The organism is Amaricoccus sp. B4, from assembly GCF_043226085.1.
In the GTDB taxonomy this organism is placed as follows: Bacteria; Pseudomonadota; Alphaproteobacteria; order Rhodobacterales; family Rhodobacteraceae; genus Amaricoccus.
Genome location: NZ_CP171225.1, coordinates 534,199 through 550,123 on the forward strand (window position 1 = coordinate 534,199; position 15,925 = coordinate 550,123).

At 67.0% G+C, this 15,925-nt stretch carries 14 protein-coding genes; 7 read left to right on the top strand and 7 right to left on the bottom strand.

The genetic code is table 11. The features are described from left to right. Together ACF66B_RS02600 and ACF66B_RS02605 are read right to left on the bottom strand one after the other, a co-directional pair. Positions 1–1,026 carry a histone deacetylase family protein gene (locus ACF66B_RS02600; RefSeq protein WP_111428388.1) on the bottom strand — a complete coding sequence of 342 codons (1,026 nt, stop codon included), beginning with the start codon at positions 1,024–1,026 and terminating at the stop codon, positions 1–3. A 45-nt stretch (positions 1,027–1,071) separates the two neighbouring features. Beyond that, entirely contained in the window at positions 1,072–1,554 is a 483-nt protein-coding gene (locus ACF66B_RS02605) for a MarR family winged helix-turn-helix transcriptional regulator (RefSeq protein ID WP_392663931.1), read from the bottom strand. Positions 1,555–1,636: 82 nt separating this feature from the next. Between ACF66B_RS02605 and ACF66B_RS02610 the strand changes: the two genes are divergently transcribed. The 7 genes from ACF66B_RS02610 to ACF66B_RS02640 all read left to right on the top strand — a co-directional run bounded on the left by ACF66B_RS02610 (position 1,637) and on the right by ACF66B_RS02640 (position 8,804). Further along, on the top strand, positions 1,637–3,412 hold the full coding sequence (locus ACF66B_RS02610; RefSeq protein ID WP_111428386.1) for an N-acetylglutaminylglutamine amidotransferase: 1,776 nt from the start codon (positions 1,637–1,639) through the stop codon (positions 3,410–3,412). Between the two features lie 2 nt (positions 3,413–3,414). Next, a complete protein-coding gene (gene ngg, locus ACF66B_RS02615) occupies positions 3,415–5,190 on the top strand; it encodes an N-acetylglutaminylglutamine synthetase (RefSeq protein WP_111428385.1) in 1,776 nt (591 codons plus the stop codon). Further along, on the top strand, positions 5,172–6,395 hold the full coding sequence (locus ACF66B_RS02620; protein ID WP_111428384.1) for an osmoprotectant NAGGN system M42 family peptidase: 1,224 nt from the start codon (positions 5,172–5,174) through the stop codon (positions 6,393–6,395). The genes ngg and ACF66B_RS02620 overlap by 19 nt, the downstream gene beginning before the upstream one ends. 351 nt (positions 6,396–6,746) lie before the next feature. Beyond that, entirely contained in the window at positions 6,747–6,992 is a 246-nt protein-coding gene (locus tag ACF66B_RS02625; RefSeq protein ID WP_162683142.1) for a hypothetical protein, read from the top strand. A 220-nt stretch (positions 6,993–7,212) separates the two neighbouring features. After that, positions 7,213–7,392 (top strand): hypothetical protein, encoded by a 180-nt coding sequence (locus ACF66B_RS02630; protein WP_162683141.1) that lies wholly within the window; start codon positions 7,213–7,215, stop codon positions 7,390–7,392. Between the two features lie 841 nt (positions 7,393–8,233). Continuing rightward, on the top strand, positions 8,234–8,440 hold the full coding sequence (locus tag ACF66B_RS02635) for a hypothetical protein (RefSeq protein ID WP_162683140.1): 207 nt from the start codon (positions 8,234–8,236) through the stop codon (positions 8,438–8,440). A 232-nt stretch (positions 8,441–8,672) separates the two neighbouring features. Continuing rightward, on the top strand, positions 8,673–8,804 hold the full coding sequence (locus ACF66B_RS02640; RefSeq protein ID WP_392663935.1) for a hypothetical protein: 132 nt from the start codon (positions 8,673–8,675) through the stop codon (positions 8,802–8,804). A gap of 83 nt (positions 8,805–8,887) precedes the next feature. Here the strand turns inward: ACF66B_RS02640 and ACF66B_RS02645 are convergent, their stop codons facing one another. The 5 genes from ACF66B_RS02645 to ACF66B_RS02665 all read right to left on the bottom strand — a co-directional run bounded on the left by ACF66B_RS02645 (position 8,888) and on the right by ACF66B_RS02665 (position 15,907). After that, entirely contained in the window at positions 8,888–10,690 is a 1,803-nt protein-coding gene (locus ACF66B_RS02645; protein ID WP_111428382.1) for an NAD(P)/FAD-dependent oxidoreductase, read from the bottom strand. Positions 10,691–10,720: 30 nt separating this feature from the next. Further along, a complete protein-coding gene (locus ACF66B_RS02650; RefSeq protein ID WP_392663938.1) occupies positions 10,721–11,851 on the bottom strand; it encodes a 2,3-butanediol dehydrogenase in 1,131 nt (376 codons plus the stop codon). Continuing rightward, complete coding sequence (locus ACF66B_RS02655) at positions 11,841–12,917, bottom strand: hypothetical protein (RefSeq protein WP_111428381.1); 1,077 nt, start codon at positions 12,915–12,917, stop codon at positions 11,841–11,843. The genes ACF66B_RS02650 and ACF66B_RS02655 overlap by 11 nt, the downstream gene beginning before the upstream one ends. A gap of 76 nt (positions 12,918–12,993) precedes the next feature. After that, positions 12,994–13,782: a glucose 1-dehydrogenase gene (locus ACF66B_RS02660; protein WP_111428380.1), complete on the bottom strand. Its 789-nt coding sequence runs from the start codon at positions 13,780–13,782 to the stop codon at positions 12,994–12,996. 229 nt (positions 13,783–14,011) lie between these two features. Further along, positions 14,012–15,907 carry a sigma-54-dependent Fis family transcriptional regulator gene (locus ACF66B_RS02665; RefSeq protein WP_111428379.1) on the bottom strand — a complete coding sequence of 632 codons (1,896 nt, stop codon included), beginning with the start codon at positions 15,905–15,907 and terminating at the stop codon, positions 14,012–14,014. Positions 15,908–15,925: the final 18 nt, after the last annotated feature.

Sequence of the window (15,925 nt, forward strand, 5' to 3'; positions counted from 1 at the left end):
TCAGCCGGCCTCGAAGCCGCCGAGGAAGGCGGTGAGGTTGGGGCCGAGATGCTCGGAGAGATATCCCCCCTCCTGCACGATCACCGTGGGCAGGCCGAGGCCCGCGATCCTGGCGGCGATGCGGGTGAAGCCCGGCGTGGTGACGGCGAGGCCCTGGTAGGGGTCGGCTTCATGGGCATCGAGGCCGAGGGCGAGCACGAGCACGTCGGGCGCGAAGGCCGAGATGCGGGCCAGCGCCACGCCCAGGGTTTCGAGCCACGGCGCGTCGCCGGTGCCGCGCGGGAGCGGCAGGTTGAGGTTGTAGCCCTGCCCCGCTCCTTTGCCGCGCTCCGCCGCGTGGCCCCAGAAGAACGGGTAGAAGCCCGCCGGATCGGCATGGATCGAGACGGTGAGCACGTCGCGCCGGGCATAGAAGATGCCCTGGGTGCCGTTGCCGTGGTGGACGTCGATGTCGAGGATCGCCGGGCGCAGGCCCGCGGCGCAGAGGCGCTCGGCGGCGATGGCGGAATTGTTGAGAAAGCAGAAGCCGCCGGCGAGATCGCCGAAGGCATGGTGCCCCGGCGGACGGCAAAGGGCGTAGACGGCGCGCGCGCCGCCCGCGACGAGATCGGCGGCGCTGAGCGCGGTCTGGGCCGACCAGTAGGCGGAGTCCCAGGTGTGCGCGGCGATCGGGCATGCGGTGTCGGCCATGTGCCAGCCCGCCTGCCCGACCGGCGAGGCGGGGTAGCTGTCGGCGTCGCGGCGGGCGGGGTGGACATTGGGGATGACCTCCTCGCTCGCATCCTCGAGCGCCTGCCAGCGGGCGTGGATCGTCTGCAGGAAGGTAAGGTATTCGGGCGAGTGGATCGCGGCGATGGGCGCGAGGCCCGCGTCGCGTGGCGGCTCGATGCTGGCGCCCGCGGCCCTGGCGCCGGCAAGCAGGCGCGCGGCGCGCTCGGGCTGTTCGCGGTTGGGTTTGACCTTGCCCGAGATCAGGCAGTGTTTCGGGTCGTGGCGGCTCTGGCGCGGGTCGTGGATGGCGCGCATGGGGCTCCTCTCTCCGGTTGGGCAGCGGCGGCGGTGGCGGCGGGCTCAGTGGACGAGATCGGGACCGTCGTCTTCGGGAGCCTCCTGCACCGCGGGCTCGAGCGCAAGATCGGCGGCCTTGCGGAAGGCCTCGAGGATCTCCGCCCGCTCCCGCGCCTCGAGCGCCATGAAGCGGGTCTCGAAGCGCGCGCCGAGCGGTGAGGGCGAGCGGTCGAGCAGCGCCCTGCCCGTCCCGCTCAGCCGGGTGTGGACGATGCGGCGGTCGCGGGTCGAGCGGTAGCGCTCGATCAGGCCCTTGGTCTCGAGCTTGTCGAGGATGCCGACGACGGTGGGCGGCGACAGGTCGGCAGCTTCCGAAATGGCGCGGCCCGTCACCTCGCCGAGCTCGCGCACGCAGCGCAGCACGATGAGCTGGGGCAGCGTCAGGCCGCTCTCGCGGTTGATGTGGCGGGAATGCATGTCGAGCGCCCTGGCGAGGCGGCGGATCGACTTCAGGAGGGCGGTTGACGTTTCGGAAGTCTGCGACATGTTCATGCGATGGTTGTGCGCGAATGATTATTGTTCTAATGATCGCGCGTCAATGAAATTGTCGAGGAGGTGGCACCGGTCCATGTGTGGAATCTGCGGAGAGGTGAGGTTCGATGACGCTCTGGCGTCGGCCGGCCGGATCGAGAAGATGGCGGATGCGATGGCGCCCCGCGGGCCGGATGGCGCGGGGGTCGTCGTGCGGGGGCGTGTCGGGTTCGGCCACCGGCGGCTGAAGATCATCGACCTTTCCGAAGCGGCGGCGCAGCCCTTCGTCGACACCGGCCTCGGGCTCACGATCGCCTTCAACGGCTGCATCTACAATTACCCCGAGCTGCGCCGCGAGCTCGAGGGCAAGGGCCATGTCTTTGCCTCGACGGGCGATACGGAAGTGATCCTCAAGGCCTGGGCGGAATGGGGCAAGGCGGCGGTGCCGAAGCTGCACGGCATGTTCGCCTTCGCGATCCACGACCGGGCCACCGGACGGATCAGCTTCGTGCGCGACCGCTTCGGCATCAAGCCGCTCTATTACAGCGAGACGGGCAAGAGCCTGCGCTTTGCCTCCTCGCTGCCGGCGCTTCTGGCCGCGGGTGACGTGGACACCTCGATCGACCGGGTGGCGCTGCAGTATTACATGAGCTGGCATGCGGTGGTGCCCGCCCCGCGCACGATCCTGGCCGGCGTCCGCAAGATGCCGCCCGCCACGATCCGCACCTACGAGACCGACGGCAGCCACACGGACGAGATCTACTGGCGGCCGGACTTCACCCGCTCGGCCGAGGACGTGGCGCGCTCGGCGGAGGAGTGGAACGACATGGTGCTCGAGGCGCTGCGCGTCTCGGTCCGCCGCCGCATGGTCGCCGACGTGCCGGTGGGCGTGCTGCTCTCGGGCGGTGTGGACAGCTCGCTCATCGTCGGGCTGCTGGCGGAGGAAGGCCAGAAGGATCTCGCGACCTATTCCATCGGCTTCGAGGCCGCGCATGGCGAACAGGGCGACGAGTTCAAGTATTCCGACCTCATCGCCAAGCATTACGGCACCAATCACCACAAGATCTTCATTCCCTCCGAGGAGATGAAGACCAATCTGCCCGCCACCATCGCGGCGATGTCGGAGCCGATGGTCTCCTACGACAACATCGGCTTCTTCCTGCTGAGCCGGGAGGTCGCCAAGACGATCAAGGTGGTGCAGTCGGGCCAGGGCGCGGACGAGGTCTTCGCGGGCTATCACTGGTATCCGCCGATGGCCTCCTCGAACGATCCGGTGGCCGATTACGCCAAGGCCTTCTTCGACCGCTCCTTCGCGACGCTGGGCAAGCATCTTCAGGCCCAGCACATGCCCGAGAAGGACGAGGCGCTCGCCTTCGTCGCGGCGCATTTCGCGCAATCGGGCGCCGATGACGCGGTGGACAAGGCGCTCCGGATCGACACCAACGTGATGCTGGTGGACGATCCGGTGAAGCGGGTCGACAACATGACCATGGCCTGGGGGCTCGAGGCGCGCGTGCCGTTCCTCGACCACGAGCTGGTCGAGCTTGCAAACCGCGTGCCGCCCGAGCTCAAGCTCGCCCATGGCGGCAAGGGCATCCTCAAGGACGTGGCGCGCCGGGTCATTCCCTCGGAGGTGATCGACCGGCCGAAGGGCTATTTCCCGGTGCCGGCGCTCAAATACATCGACGGGCCCTATCTCGAGATGGTGCGCTCGGTGCTCACCTCGCAGAAGGCACGCGAGCGCGGGCTCTTCCGCGAGGACTATCTCGAAACGCTCTTTGCCGCGCCCAAGGAACATATCACGCCGCTGCGCGGTTCCGAACTCTGGCAGGTTTCGCTTCTGGAAATGTGGCTGCAGGAACAAGGAGTCTGAGGATGGCTTCCGAGCGCAGGGACGATGCACGGCCGGAGCCCCGGCCGCCGCATCTCCATGAGGATGCCCACACCCCCTTCACCACCCCGCCCGGCCAGACGGGCGATGCCAATGCGATCGTCGATTGCGGCTGGGGGCGGCTGATCTTCGCGCATACCTTCGAGACCAACGAGGCGCTTGCCGAGGCGCTGCAGGACGAGCGCCCCGACCGGCGCGACATCGCCTTCTACGTGCCCGAGCCGCATGTGCTGCTCTCGCTCGCGCCGCAGGAGCTCTTCCTCGACCCCTCGCACACCTTCCGGCTCGATTTCGCCGACTACACGCCCGCCGAGCGGCGCCCGGAGCAGTTCACCATCCGGCGCCTCAGCACGCAGGTCGATGCCGAGGCGGCGAACCTCATCTATCTCGAGCGCGGCATGGTACCGGTACCGCCCGAGTTCTTCTGGTCGCACCGCGACGCGCGGACGCTCACCGTGCTGGTGGCCGAGGATGCCGAGACCGGCTCGATCCTCGGCTCGGTCATGGGGGTCGATCACACGCTCGCCTTCCAGGACCCGCAGAAGGGCTCCTCGCTCTGGTGCCTCGGGGTCTCCTCCAAGGCGCCGCATGGGAAGATCGGCGAGGCGCTGGTGCGCGCCCTTGCCGAGCAGTTCCAGGAGCGGGGCGCGGCCTACATGGATCTCTCGGTGATCCATGACAACACCCAGGCGATCGCGCTCTACGAGAAGCTCGGGTTCCGGCGGGTGCCGGTCTATGCGGTGAAGCGCAAGAACCCGATCAACGAGAAGCTCTTCGCCGGCGAGCAGCCGGACGGCGATCTCAACCCCTATGCCCGCATCATCATCGACGAGGCGCGGCGGCGCGGCATCGCGGTCGATGTGATCGACGCGAAATCCGGGCTCTTCCGGCTCTCCTACGGCGGGCGGCAGGTGCGCTGCCGGGAATCGCTCAGCGAGTTCACCACGGCCGTGGCGCTCTCGATCTGCGACGACAAGCGCATCACCCGGCGGCTGGTGGAGGCGGCGGGCGTGACCGTCCCCGCGCAGCTTCTCGAACCGGGACCGGAGGCGCGCGCGGCCTTTCTCGCCGAGCAGGGCAGCGTGGTGGTGAAGCCCGCCCGCGGCGAGCAGGGCAACGGCATCTCGGTCGGCGTCGAGACGGAGGCCGATCTGGAGGCCGCGATCGAGAAGGCGCGCACCTTCTGCGATGACGTGGTGGTCGAGCAGTATTTCCCCGGCGAGGACCTGCGCCTCGTGGTGATCGACTACCGGGTGGTGGCGGCGGCGATCCGGCGGCCCGCCCAGGTGGTGTCGGACGGCCGCTCGACGGTGGCCCAGCTCATCGAGATCCAGAGCCGCCGCCGCGCCGCGGCGACCGGCGGCGAAAGCCGCATCCCGATGGATGCCGAGACCGAGCGCTGCGTCCGGCTCGCGGGCTATGGCATGGAGGACGTGCCGCCGGCGGGCGAGACGATCCAGGTGCGCAAGACCGCGAACCTTCACACCGGCGGCACGATCATCGATGTCACCGGTGAAACCCATCCGGGCCTCATCAAGGCCGCGATCGCCGCGGCCCGCGCCATCGACATTCCCGTGACGGGGATCGATCTGATGGTGAAGACGCATCTCAAACCTGATTATGTCTTCATCGAGGCGAACGAACGGCCTGGCCTCGCCAACCACGAACCACAACCGACCGCGGAGCGGTTCATCGACTTGCTGTTTCCGCTGTCGGTGCCGGCCTCCGCGAGGGAGACACTATGGAGACAGGCAAAATAGACCTGCCGGGACATCGGCTCGACATCGACGTCGTGTATCTGCGCGACCAGCTTCGCGCGCTGCTCGAGATCGCGAGCCCGACCGGATATACCGACACCATCGTGCGCCATGTCTGTCACGAGCTCGAGCGGCTCGGCGTGCGCTACGATCTGACCCGCCGCGGCGCGATCCGGGCGCGGATCCCCGGCGCGAGCCAGCTCGGCGCGCGGGCGATCGTGAGCCATGTGGACACGCTCGGCGCGCAGGTGAAGGCGCTGAAATCGAACGGGCGCGTGGCGCTGGTGCCGATCGGCACCTGGTCGGCGCGGTTCGCCGAGGGCGCCCGCGTGACGGTCTTCACCCAGAAGGGCACCTATCGCGGCACGATCCTGCCGCCCAAGGCTTCGGGCCATACCTATGGCGACGAGGTCGACACCGCGCCGATCGGCTGGGAGCATCTGGAGCTCAGGGTCGATGCCTTCGCGGCGAATGCGCGGCATCTGCACCGGCTCGGCATCGAGATCGGCGATTTCGTCGCCGTCGATCCGCAGCCCGAGTTCCTCGAGAACGGCTTCATCGTCTCGCGCCATCTCGACGACAAGGCCGGGGTGGCGATCATGCTCGCCTCGATGAAGGCACTGCTCGCGACCGACACGGTGCCGCCCGTCGATCTCTTCTGGCTCTTCACCATCGCCGAGGAAGTCGGCCACGGCGCGGCCGCGGTGCTGGTGCCGGATATCGCCTCGCTGGTGGCGATCGACAACGGCACCTCGGCGCCGGGGCAGAACTCGGCGGAATACGGCGTGACCATCGCGATGGCAGACCAGACCGGGCCCTTCGATTACCACCTCACCCGCAAGCTGGTGGAGCTCTGCCAGGAGAACGACATCCGCTATCAGAAGGATGTCTTCCGCTTCTACCGCTCCGACAGCGCCTCGGCGATCGAGGCGGGCGAAGACGTGCGCACGGCGCTCATCACCTTCGGGGTGAGCGCGAGCCACGGCTACGAGCGCATTCACATGCATGCGCTGCGCTCGCTTGCCGAGCTGGTGACCGCCTACGGGCTGAGCGGGGTCGAGATCCCGCGCGACGAGCATGCGCTCGCCGGGCTTTCGGGCTTCACCCGCCAGCCCTCGGAGCACGATGCCGCCGCCCTCTACCCGGCGGTGGAGCTGCCGCCGGGCTTCGACGATCTCGAGCGCGACGAGGACGACGAGGAGGAATAGCCCGCCGCGGCACCTCTCACCGGGGCGGCCTTCCCGGCCGCCCTGCCCCTTCCATCAGGCCGCGTCCCGCCCTTCCCCGGCGAGGCGGCGCGCGGCCTCGCGCGTCCGGCGCTCGGCCGCGGGGAGGATGAATCCCCTCTGGCGTGCCATTCGCGACCTTCCAGACATGTTCGCGCCAAAGGAACGTGCAAGCGACTTCGCAAACGCGGAATTCGCTGCCGCGGACCCTGACCCACTCAAGGGAAGCGATACCAGCAGAGGGCAGGCACTCCGCCAAGCGCAACGCGGTCTGTTACGTTTCGTCAACGCTCCACGGGCAAGCTGCAGGGATTGCGCGTGGAGAATTTTCATATGGAAGCCATTCGAGGGTTGTTCGGTGGGGTATTCGGTCTCGCATTCCTGTTCGGCGGGCCAATCACCTATATCATCTCGGTCGTGGAGACATGGAGCGGCACCACATCGATATTCGTCAAGATCCTGATTTCCCTGACGCTCGATGCCTTCCTTGCTGCGATCTGGCCGTTCACATGGGCGATCTGGATCGTGATGCACATCTTCGGGGGCAACACGCCCCTGTCCACGGTCCTCGGGCTGTAGCGGGATGGAATGGCCCACGGTTGCGGCCGCTGCCTGCGCGCTACTCCTAAGCGGTGGTGCCGGCCTCACGCAGTCATTCTCGTGCTCATTCGGGAAGACGCCTGCCTGCCTCGATTACAGCGACAAGGTGTGTGCCTCCAACGGAAAGTGTGTTGATGAAAGAGCCACCTGCTTCACGCCATACACGTGCGATTATAGGGGTTTCGTCTGCAAGTCGGCATTGACGGAACTCGCAGATGACTATGACGATCTGGTGGACCGGTATAACGACCTGCTGGAGCGCGCCAAGAATGCGCTGGCCGAAGCCGAAAGCCTGCGATCCAAACTGCAGGGTGCCGGCTGGTGTCTCGATCGGGCAGATACTCTTGACCGCGCGCAGGCATGCTTGCCCAGATACTGATGTCTCCCTCGACATCTGTTCAGGTCAAGAAACGATCCAGCCGTGCAGGAGGCCATTCTCAGGCCTGAACGCTTCGTGTCGGAAGGTCTTGCCGGCGCGCGGTTGGTCCGGATCTTCGTCATCCCCTGTCGGGTTCTACCTTCTGGAAAGTCGCCCGCCCATAGCATCCATGCCTGGCCGACATTCTGCGCCTTGCCGCCTGGATGCCGTCCCGCGATCGAAACGGCACCAAGCCGCAGGAAGCTTCGCCGGACGCTGCCTGAGGACAGGTTTTGCGGGCGCAGGCGCGGGCGCCCTTCGTCCGACCATCCGCAGCGGGCGGAGATCGCGAAGATCGTTGCCTGGATGGCGGCGGAGGGTGGGAACGGCGGACAGGAAGACCCCGCCTGCGAGGGGAGCGCAGGCGGGTGAGCCCGGCCTTCGGCGGGGAGGAGAGACGCTGTGAGCTCTACGTCGGCATGCGGACCACGCACTGCCGAAAGATCATCCCAGATGCTACGTGCCTTGGGATCGAGAGCATTGGGGTCCGGGTGCCGACCAAGCTTGAGCCAGCTGCAATCATCTGGCTGGAAACCGAGAGTATATCACGAACGAATTCGCTCAGACGGATGGGTTCGCAGATGTCGAGGACTTCACGCGCTTCGTGTTCGCGACGCACGTACCCGGGCAATTCTCTGGCGGGCGGATCGCCTGGCAGCCGCCAAAACCAGAATCCATCTACCCCAGGCAGCTCTTACATCGCAGAAGCCGAATATTAAGAGCTTGCAACGCGCAGTCCGATATCCTAGACAACTTAGGCGGTATTACGCGCCAAATATACAAGTGATTTAGAGGACTTGACATGGTAACCCATAGCTTTCCTTGCGAAGACGAGCTGCAATTGAAAATCGGAGACCGGGTTGCATTCAACGCATTCGGCAGTCTGGTGAAAGCAGTATCCGGCATGGAGTCGGTTGGATGCATTCCTGTTGGATCGGAGATCGACCGAGATGCAGGAAAGGTGCGCATTCCGGTTGCGGCCATCCGTTTCATGGGCAGCAACCGCTAATCGGGGATGTCGTTTCAGGAGCAGCAAGCTTCCGCTCCTTGCCCACGCCGAAACGCTCGACGGCTCGGCCGCGCGTGGCACGCCTAACCGGCCGTCGCAGCATCCGCCCATTGTAGATCGGCCCCCCCATCACAAGGATATCGGCGGCCGAGACCTCGTCGATGCGCCGGTCCGAAAGCGCCGGCCGCTCCGCCATTCAGCCCTCGCGCTCCGCCGGTGCGGTGAAGGCCGCATGGATGGAGCGGTGGTCGATGGCGGGAACGGGCGCGTGGCCGAGATCGCGCGGATCGTGGCCTGGATCGCGGCGGAGGGGGGGAACGGCGGAGATGAAGAACCCGCCTGCGAGGGGAGCGCAGGCGGGTGAGCCCGGCCTTCGGCGGGGAGGAGAGCCGAAGGTGATGGCGGGACGGTTATCCGACCTCCGTTCCGCCGCCGGGCAAGTGGCCGTCAGGTGACGTGATGCACCTCCTGAAGCCCGTAGACGGGCGTATCGATCCCTTCCATCCGCGCCTTGAGCTGCAGCGAGAGATACTGCGAGTAGTGGCGCGACTGGTGCAGGTTGCCGCCGTGGAACCAGAGGGCTTCCTGCTGGGTGGGCTTCCACATGTTGCGCTGCTCGCCTTCCCAGGGGCCCGGGTCCTTCGGCGTGTCGGAGCCGAGGCCCCAGACCTTGCCGACCTTGTCCGCGGTCTCCTTGTCGATGAGATCGGCGACCCAGCCGTTCATCGAGCCGTAGCCGGTGGCATAGACCACGAGATCGGCGGGAAGCTCGGTGCCGTCGTCGAGCACGACGCCGGTTTCGCTCAGCCGTTCGATCTGGCGGCCGGAGACGAGCTTGATCGAGCCGTCGATGACGAGATCGCAGGCGCCCACGTCGATGTAGTAGCCCGAGCCGCGGCGGAGATACTTCATGAAGAGGCCCGAGCCGTCGGCGCCCCAGTCGAGCATGAAGCCGCGCTCCTCGAGCTTGCGGTAGAACTCCGCGTCGCGCTCCTTCATCTGCTCGTAGAGCGGGATCTGGAACTCGTGCATGATCCGGTAGGGGAGCGAGGCGAAGATCAGGTCGGCCTTGCGGGTGGTGACGCCGTTGGCGAGCGCCTTCTCGGAATAGAGCCCGCCGAGGCCGATATCCATCAGCGTTTCGGACTTCACGATATGGGTCGAGCTGCGCTGGACCATGGTGACGTCCGCCCCGCCTTCCCAGAGCGCGGCACAGATGTCATGGGCCGAGTTGTTGGAGCCGATCACCACGACCTTCTTGCCCTCGTAGGCATCCGGGCCCGGGTGCTGCGAGGAATGCTGCTGCTCGCCCCGGAAGATGTCCTGGCCGGGGATCTGCGGCACGTTGGCCTTGCCCGACATGCCGGTGGCCATGACGAGCTGTTTCGGGCGCAGGATGACCTCCTCGCCGTTGCGCTCGACGGTGACGACCCATTCCTGGGCGTTCTCGTCGTATTTCGCCGATTTGGCCAGCGTCGAGCTCCAGTAGTTGAGCTCCATCACCTTCGTATACATCTCGAGCCAGTCGCCGACCTTGTCCTTCGGCGAGAAGACCGGCCAGTTCTCCGGGAAGGGAATGTAGGGCAGATGGTCGTACCAGACCGGGTCGTGCAGGCAGAGCGATTTGTAGCGCTTGCGCCACTGGTCGCCCGGGCGCTCGTGCTTGTCGACGACGATCGTCGGCACGCCGAGCTGGCGGAGCCGCGCGCCGAGCGCGATGCCGCCCTGCCCGCCGCCGATGATGAGCACGTAGGGCTGTTCCTTGTAGCCGAGCTCGGCGGCTTCCTTCTCGCGCTTCTCCTTCCAGGTCAGCCGGTTGCGGTCGTGGCCGTGCTCGGCGCCCATCGGGCGGCGGGTGCCCTTCGGCTCCTCGAAGCCCTTGAGCTCGGAGAGCGTGGTGAGCAGGGTCCAGATCTTGCCGTCCTTGACGCGGACATGGCCGTAGCCGCGCCCGGTGGCGGTCTCGAACTCGATCCAGCCTTCGGCGACGGAGGCATCGCCCGACACCGGCTCGTTGGCGTCGAGCCGCAGGTTCTGCGGCTTCACCTTGGCAAGCTGGCTGTCGAGCATCGCCCGGATGCCGTCCCTGCCTTCGGAGGTCTTGAGGTTCCAGGTCATCGAGACGAGGTCGCGCCAGTAGCTGTCGGTGGCGAAGAGATCCACCGCGGCGTCGATGTCGCCCGCCTCGAGCGCCCGGCCGAGATCCTCGATCACGGGCTCCAGGACTGTTCTCGGACTGTCGTCAAGCATTCGCGTTACTCCCTGTGTTTTCTACGTTTTTCATTTCGTGAGATCGATGAGGATCTTGAGCTGGGTGCCAGCCGGGTCGAGCAGTGCATCAAACCCCTCGGTTACGGCTGTGTCGAGGGTGATCCGCTTGGTGATGACCTTCGCGGCGGGAAGCGCCCCGGAGGCGATCAGGCGGATCGTGCGCGGCCAGTAATGGGTCGGATAGGCCCAGGAGCCGCGGAGATCGATATCCTTGAAGGTGACCTGGAACCAGTCGAGCGGGTTCTCATGCGGGTGAAGCCCGGTCTGGACCACGACGCCCTGCTTGCGGACCGCGTCGAGGCAGGCCTTGAGCGCATGTTCGTTGCCGACGCATTCGATGGCCACGTCGCAGCCGACGCCGCCTTCGGTCGCGGCCCGGATCACGTCGCCGACGCTTTCCTTCGTCGGGTTGATCGTGACGACCTCCGGCAGGATCTCGCGGGCGAAGGCGAGCCGGGCCTCGTTGGGATCGGAGACGAAGAGCTGCACGGCGCCCGCGGCCTTCGCGGCGAGCAGCGTGAGCGCGCCGATCGGCCCGGCGCCGGTCACGAGCACGCTCGCCCCCGCCGTCACCCCGCCCCGGTCGCAGGCATAGACCGCCACCGCGGCAGGCTCGACGAGGGCGGCTTCCTCGTCGCTCATCTCGTCCGGGATAACCTCGACGTTGTAGTCGTTGAGGAGCGCCCATTCCGCCATGCCGCCCGAATGCCAGGAGAGGCCGGCGAGCGCGAGATCGGTCGAGAGGTGGAAGAGGCCGCGGTCGGAGAAGTAGTCGCCCTTGCGGGGCATGATGAGGGGCTGGACCGAGACCCGGTCGCCGGGCTTCACATGGGTCACGCCTTCGCCAACGGCCTCGACGACGCCGCCGAATTCATGGCCCAGGATCTGGGTGCCGTAGGCGCCGGTGTAGGGATGCGGCTCCTTCGGGATGAAGATCGGCCCGTAGGAATATTCGTGCAGGTCGGTGCCGCAGATGCCGACGTAGCGGTTGCGCATCAGCACCTCGCCGGGGCCCGGCTGCGGCGGCTGCGGCACATCCTCGATGCGGAGATCCTTGGCGGCGTGAAAGCGCAGGGCCTTCATCGTGCCGCCGGCGGTTTCCGATGCGTCGCGCGTCATGGTCATGTTCTCAGTCGACATCTTCCCAACTCCCTGGTGTTTTCTGACCGACCCACAGGTAGGGCCGTTCGAGTCCAAATCCGAAAAGCAGCGCGATCACGAAGGACCAGTGCGTGCCCATGTATGCGTAGGTGAGCGCCTCGTTCATGTCGGTGAAGACCGGGCCGACCATGCGGGCGAGGATCTGCGCGACGATCGTTGTCACCGCGGCGCAGAAGAGGCAGGCGAGGATCCCGCCCAGCGGCATCGGAATCCGGCTGAAGGGCCAGTTCCGTAGCTGGATCAGGAGCGCGTAGGACACCGAGCAGGCCACCATGAACCAGAGCAGCCAGAACGGGTCGGAGAAGTAGCCCAGGGTCCAGAACGTGCCGATCCCGGGGGCCTCGGCGCTCCAGATCCCGAGATGCTGGCAGATCGCCAGGAACACCAGGACCACGAGGAAGAGGATCGCGATCTGGGCCAGGGCCTTGCCCGGCTGGCTCATGCGCCGGGTCAGATAGGCGAGCAGACCCGAGGCCGAGCCCATCTCGATGAAGGGGAACCACCAGGCGGGGATCCAGCGGATCGCCGAGTGGGTGATCGCATAGGTCAGGAAGGCGATCATCACCAGCAGGATGAAGAACTGCCGGTGCGGCGGCATCCCCGCGACCAGCCAGTTCTCGCCCGCGAAGCTGAAGAAGGCGATGAAGAAGAAGATGCAGCCGATGATCGGGAAGACCCAGTCCGCATCCAGCCCGGCCCAGTAGATCCCCTTGGCCGAGAGCCAGCCCACGACCCAGGCCGTGCCGAGGGTGACGAAGGCGCGGGTGCGTGCATCCTCGATGCGGTGGAACGGAAAACCGCCGCTCACCACGCTCAGCAGCACCCACCAGAGTGCGAGCAGCTGCCAGGTCACGTTGTCGAGCCAGTACATGTCCTGCACCTTTTCGGCCGTCCAGGGGCCGATCGGATTCGCGATGACGATCGCGTTCACCAGGTAGCAGGAGGCGATGGCGGCGCCGTAGACCAGACCGAGGCCGCGGAGCGAACTTGGCCAGTGCCCGGGCGCGATATCCACCGGCGGGCCGGTATCCTGAATTGCTTCCATCCCTGTTCCTCTCTGTTGGTATTGTTATTTTGGAGTCTGGGGCCTGCCCGGTTGTCCGGGCAGGCAGGTGCGGTCTTCAGACGAAGACCATGCCGCCATCGACCACGAGGCTCTGGCCGGTCATGTAGTCCGATGCGCCCGAGGCGAGGAAACGCGCGACGCCGACAAGATCGTCCGCGGTCGAGGGACGGCCGAGCAGGATGCCGGCGGAGAAGGTCTCGAAGGCCTCGTTGTCGCGGCTCGTCAGCCCCTCGTCCTTGAAGCCCTTGTCGATCACCTTCCACATCTCGGTGGCGACGACCCCGGGGCAGATGCAGTTCGCGGTGATCTGCCTGGCCCCGAAGGCGCGCGCGGCCGCCTGGGTGAGCGCCACCACGCCGAATTTCGAGGCACAGTAATGGGCGAGCGGCTCGTAGCCCTGCTTGCCCGCGATCGAGGCGGTGTTGATGATCTTGCCGCCCGTGCCCTGATCGAGGAAGCGGTGGATCGCCTCCTGCATGCAGATGAGCACGCCGAGGCCGTTCACATCGAGCACGCGGTGCCAGTCCTCTTCGGTGATCGAGAGGAACGGCCGCGTCTGGGCGATGCCTGCGTTGTTGAAGATCACATCGAGTTTGCCATGCGCCTCGGCGGTCCTGGCGATCATCTCCTTCACGCTCTCGCGCTCGGTCACATCGACGGTTGCCGCGATGGCGGTGCCACCTGCCGCACGGATGGCCTCGGCGGTTTCCTCGGCCGTTTCGGTCGAGATGTCGGCGATCGTGAGGGCTGCGCCTTCCGCGGCGAGCCCATGGGCCATTGCCGCTCCGATGCCACGGCCCGCACCGGTAACGATGATGGCGCGTCCTGCAAGCTCTGCCTGCATTGTCTTCCTCCCTTGGTTCTTGTTCTGCCAAGGTATAAGCAAGGACCGTACCAGTTCAGGGTATTATAATTTATTATTACAATTCAATAGGATGAACCGGATTCCGCTGTTGCGCCACGGTCGCCGCGCGCCACACCTGAGGCGCGCGGCGACGCAACAGACACGGGCGCATGCACGCGTTTGCCGGACGCTCGGCGCCCGGTCTGTGCAGCGCGTTGCGGCGCAGGGATCAGTTGTGGGTGGAGAGGCCGAGCCGGCGCATGCGGCGATGGACGGTCGAGCGGTCGACGCCCAGCCGCCGCGCGGCTTCCGAGACGTTCCAGCCGCATTCGGCGAGCAGCCGTTCGAGCCCGGCCGCCTCGTCCGGTTCGCCGCCCTCGGATGCCGGAGCCATGGTCTCGGGCAGATCCGCGGGCAAGATCTCGCTGCCTTCGCAGAGGATGGCGGCGACCGAGAGCACGTTGTCGAGCTCGCGGACGTTTCCGGGCCAGTCGTGGCCCTCGAGCGCCGCAAGCGCCGCCGCACCGAGCCGGAGCCCCCGCAGACCATGGGCGCGGGCCTGGCGCTCGAGCAGGCGCTCGATCAGCCATCCGAGATCGGCCCGGTTGCGCAGCGGCGGGAGCGTGAGGGTCGCGGCATTGAGGCGGTAGTAGAGATCCTTGCGGAAGCGGCCCTCGGCCACCAGCCCGGCAAGATCGTGATGCGAGGCCGAAAGGATGCGCACGTTGACGGGCCGGGCGCGGTTGGCGCCGACCGGCATCACCTCGCGCTCGGCGAGCACGCGCAGCAGGCGGGCCTGCAGCGTCAACGGCATGTCGCCGATCTCGTCGAGAAAGAGCGTGCCGCCGTCGGCTTCCTCTATGAGCCCGCGGCGGCCTTTGGCGGCCGCGCCGGTGAAGGCGCCCGCGACATGGCCGAAGAGCTCGCTCTCGATCAGGGTCTCGGGGATCGCGGCGCAGTTCACCGCGATGAAGCGGCCGCGGAAGCCGCTCGCGTCGTGGAGCGCGCGGGCGAGGAATTCCTTGCCGGTCCCCGTCTCGCCCTGGATGAGCAGTGGCACCGGCCGGGGCGCGAGCTTGGCGGCCCGCGCCTTCAGCGCCGCGATGACCGGATCCTCGCCGCCGAGATCCCGCAGCGCTCCGGGAAGACCCGCCGGCCGCGCCGGGAGTGGCGGGTTGCGGCGGCGGATCTGCGGCTCGATCGCATGGGCGAAGAGCGCGCCGCCGTCGTGGCAGCGCAGGATGCGGTCGCGCGTCGGGCGCCAGCGGGTGAGCTCGGGCAGATCGTCGACGCCGATCTCGAAGAAATCCTGCACCTTGCGCCCGAGCAGGCCCTGTGGCCGGCGCCAGTCACAGCCCGCCGCGCGGGCGAGGATGCGGGCGCCGCCATGGGTCATGCCCATGACCCGGCCCGAGCCATCGAGCGAGATCGCGGCCTCGGGATCGACATCGAGGAAATCCGGCGAATGGGCGAAGCGCAGCACCCACTCATGCCGGGTGCGCGCCATCAGGTTCGCAAGCTCGATCCGCCGCGCGGTGGCCTGGACGAGATGGAAGGCGAGGTTCTGGCTGCTCTTCTCGATGGGCGAGCTCAGGAGCGAGACATCGAGCACGGCGGCGAGCCCACCCGCGGTGTCGTAGATCGGCCCGGCGGTGCAGGAGAGCGGCGTGTGGGTGATGTCGAAATGATCGGTCTGGTGGATGGTGAGCGCCTCGCCGGTGGCGAGGCAGGCCCCGACCGCGCAGGTGCCTGCCCGGCCCTCGAGCCATTCCGACCCCATGTAGAGCCCGGCCTTACGCAGGTTGTTGTCGAAGAGCGGATCGCCGAGGAACTCGACCGTGACGCCCTCGGCATCGGAGAGCAGCAGGACGTAGTTCTGGCCCGCGATCTGGTTGAAGAGCCCGTCGAGCCCAGAGCGCGCGATGGCGATCAGCTCCTCGGACTGCTGCCGGTGTTCGCGGAGCTGGCGCTCCGGCACGATATAGGCCTCGCAGGCTCGGGTGGGATCGAGCCGGTGATCGTGCACGCAGCGTTGCCACGACTGGATGACGAGCGCATCGCGCCCGCTCGCGCGGCCGTCGAGCACGCTCTCGATTTCACGGATGTGGTCGACTTCTCCCGCCATGCCGTTCTCGCGCCCGAT

Bases quoted from the DNA above. Each gene is read 5' to 3' on its own strand.
- ACF66B_RS02650 (WP_392663938.1), bottom strand. From the start codon at position 11,851: ATGTCGACTGAGAACATGACCATGACGCGCGACGCATCGGAAACCGCC.
- ACF66B_RS02600 (WP_111428388.1), bottom strand. From the start codon at position 1,026: ATGCGCGCCATCCACGACCCGCGCCAGAGCCGCCACGACCCGAAACAC.
- ACF66B_RS02610 (WP_111428386.1), top strand. From the start codon at position 1,637: ATGTGTGGAATCTGCGGAGAGGTGAGGTTCGATGACGCTCTGGCGTCG.
- ACF66B_RS02655 (WP_111428381.1), bottom strand. From the start codon at position 12,917: ATGGAAGCAATTCAGGATACCGGCCCGCCGGTGGATATCGCGCCCGGG.
- ACF66B_RS02620 (WP_111428384.1), top strand. From the start codon at position 5,172: ATGGAGACAGGCAAAATAGACCTGCCGGGACATCGGCTCGACATCGAC.
- ACF66B_RS02635 (WP_162683140.1), top strand. From the start codon at position 8,234: ATGGTAACCCATAGCTTTCCTTGCGAAGACGAGCTGCAATTGAAAATC.
- ACF66B_RS02605 (WP_392663931.1), bottom strand. From the start codon at position 1,554: ATGTCGCAGACTTCCGAAACGTCAACCGCCCTCCTGAAGTCGATCCGC.
- ACF66B_RS02665 (WP_111428379.1), bottom strand. From the start codon at position 15,907: ATGGCGGGAGAAGTCGACCACATCCGTGAAATCGAGAGCGTGCTCGAC.
- ACF66B_RS02640 (WP_392663935.1), top strand. From the start codon at position 8,673: ATGGATGGAGCGGTGGTCGATGGCGGGAACGGGCGCGTGGCCGAGATC.
- ACF66B_RS02660 (WP_111428380.1), bottom strand. From the start codon at position 13,782: ATGCAGGCAGAGCTTGCAGGACGCGCCATCATCGTTACCGGTGCGGGC.
- ACF66B_RS02625 (WP_162683142.1), top strand. From the start codon at position 6,747: ATGGAAGCCATTCGAGGGTTGTTCGGTGGGGTATTCGGTCTCGCATTC.
- ngg (WP_111428385.1), top strand. From the start codon at position 3,415: ATGGCTTCCGAGCGCAGGGACGATGCACGGCCGGAGCCCCGGCCGCCG.
- ACF66B_RS02645 (WP_111428382.1), bottom strand. From the start codon at position 10,690: ATGCTTGACGACAGTCCGAGAACAGTCCTGGAGCCCGTGATCGAGGAT.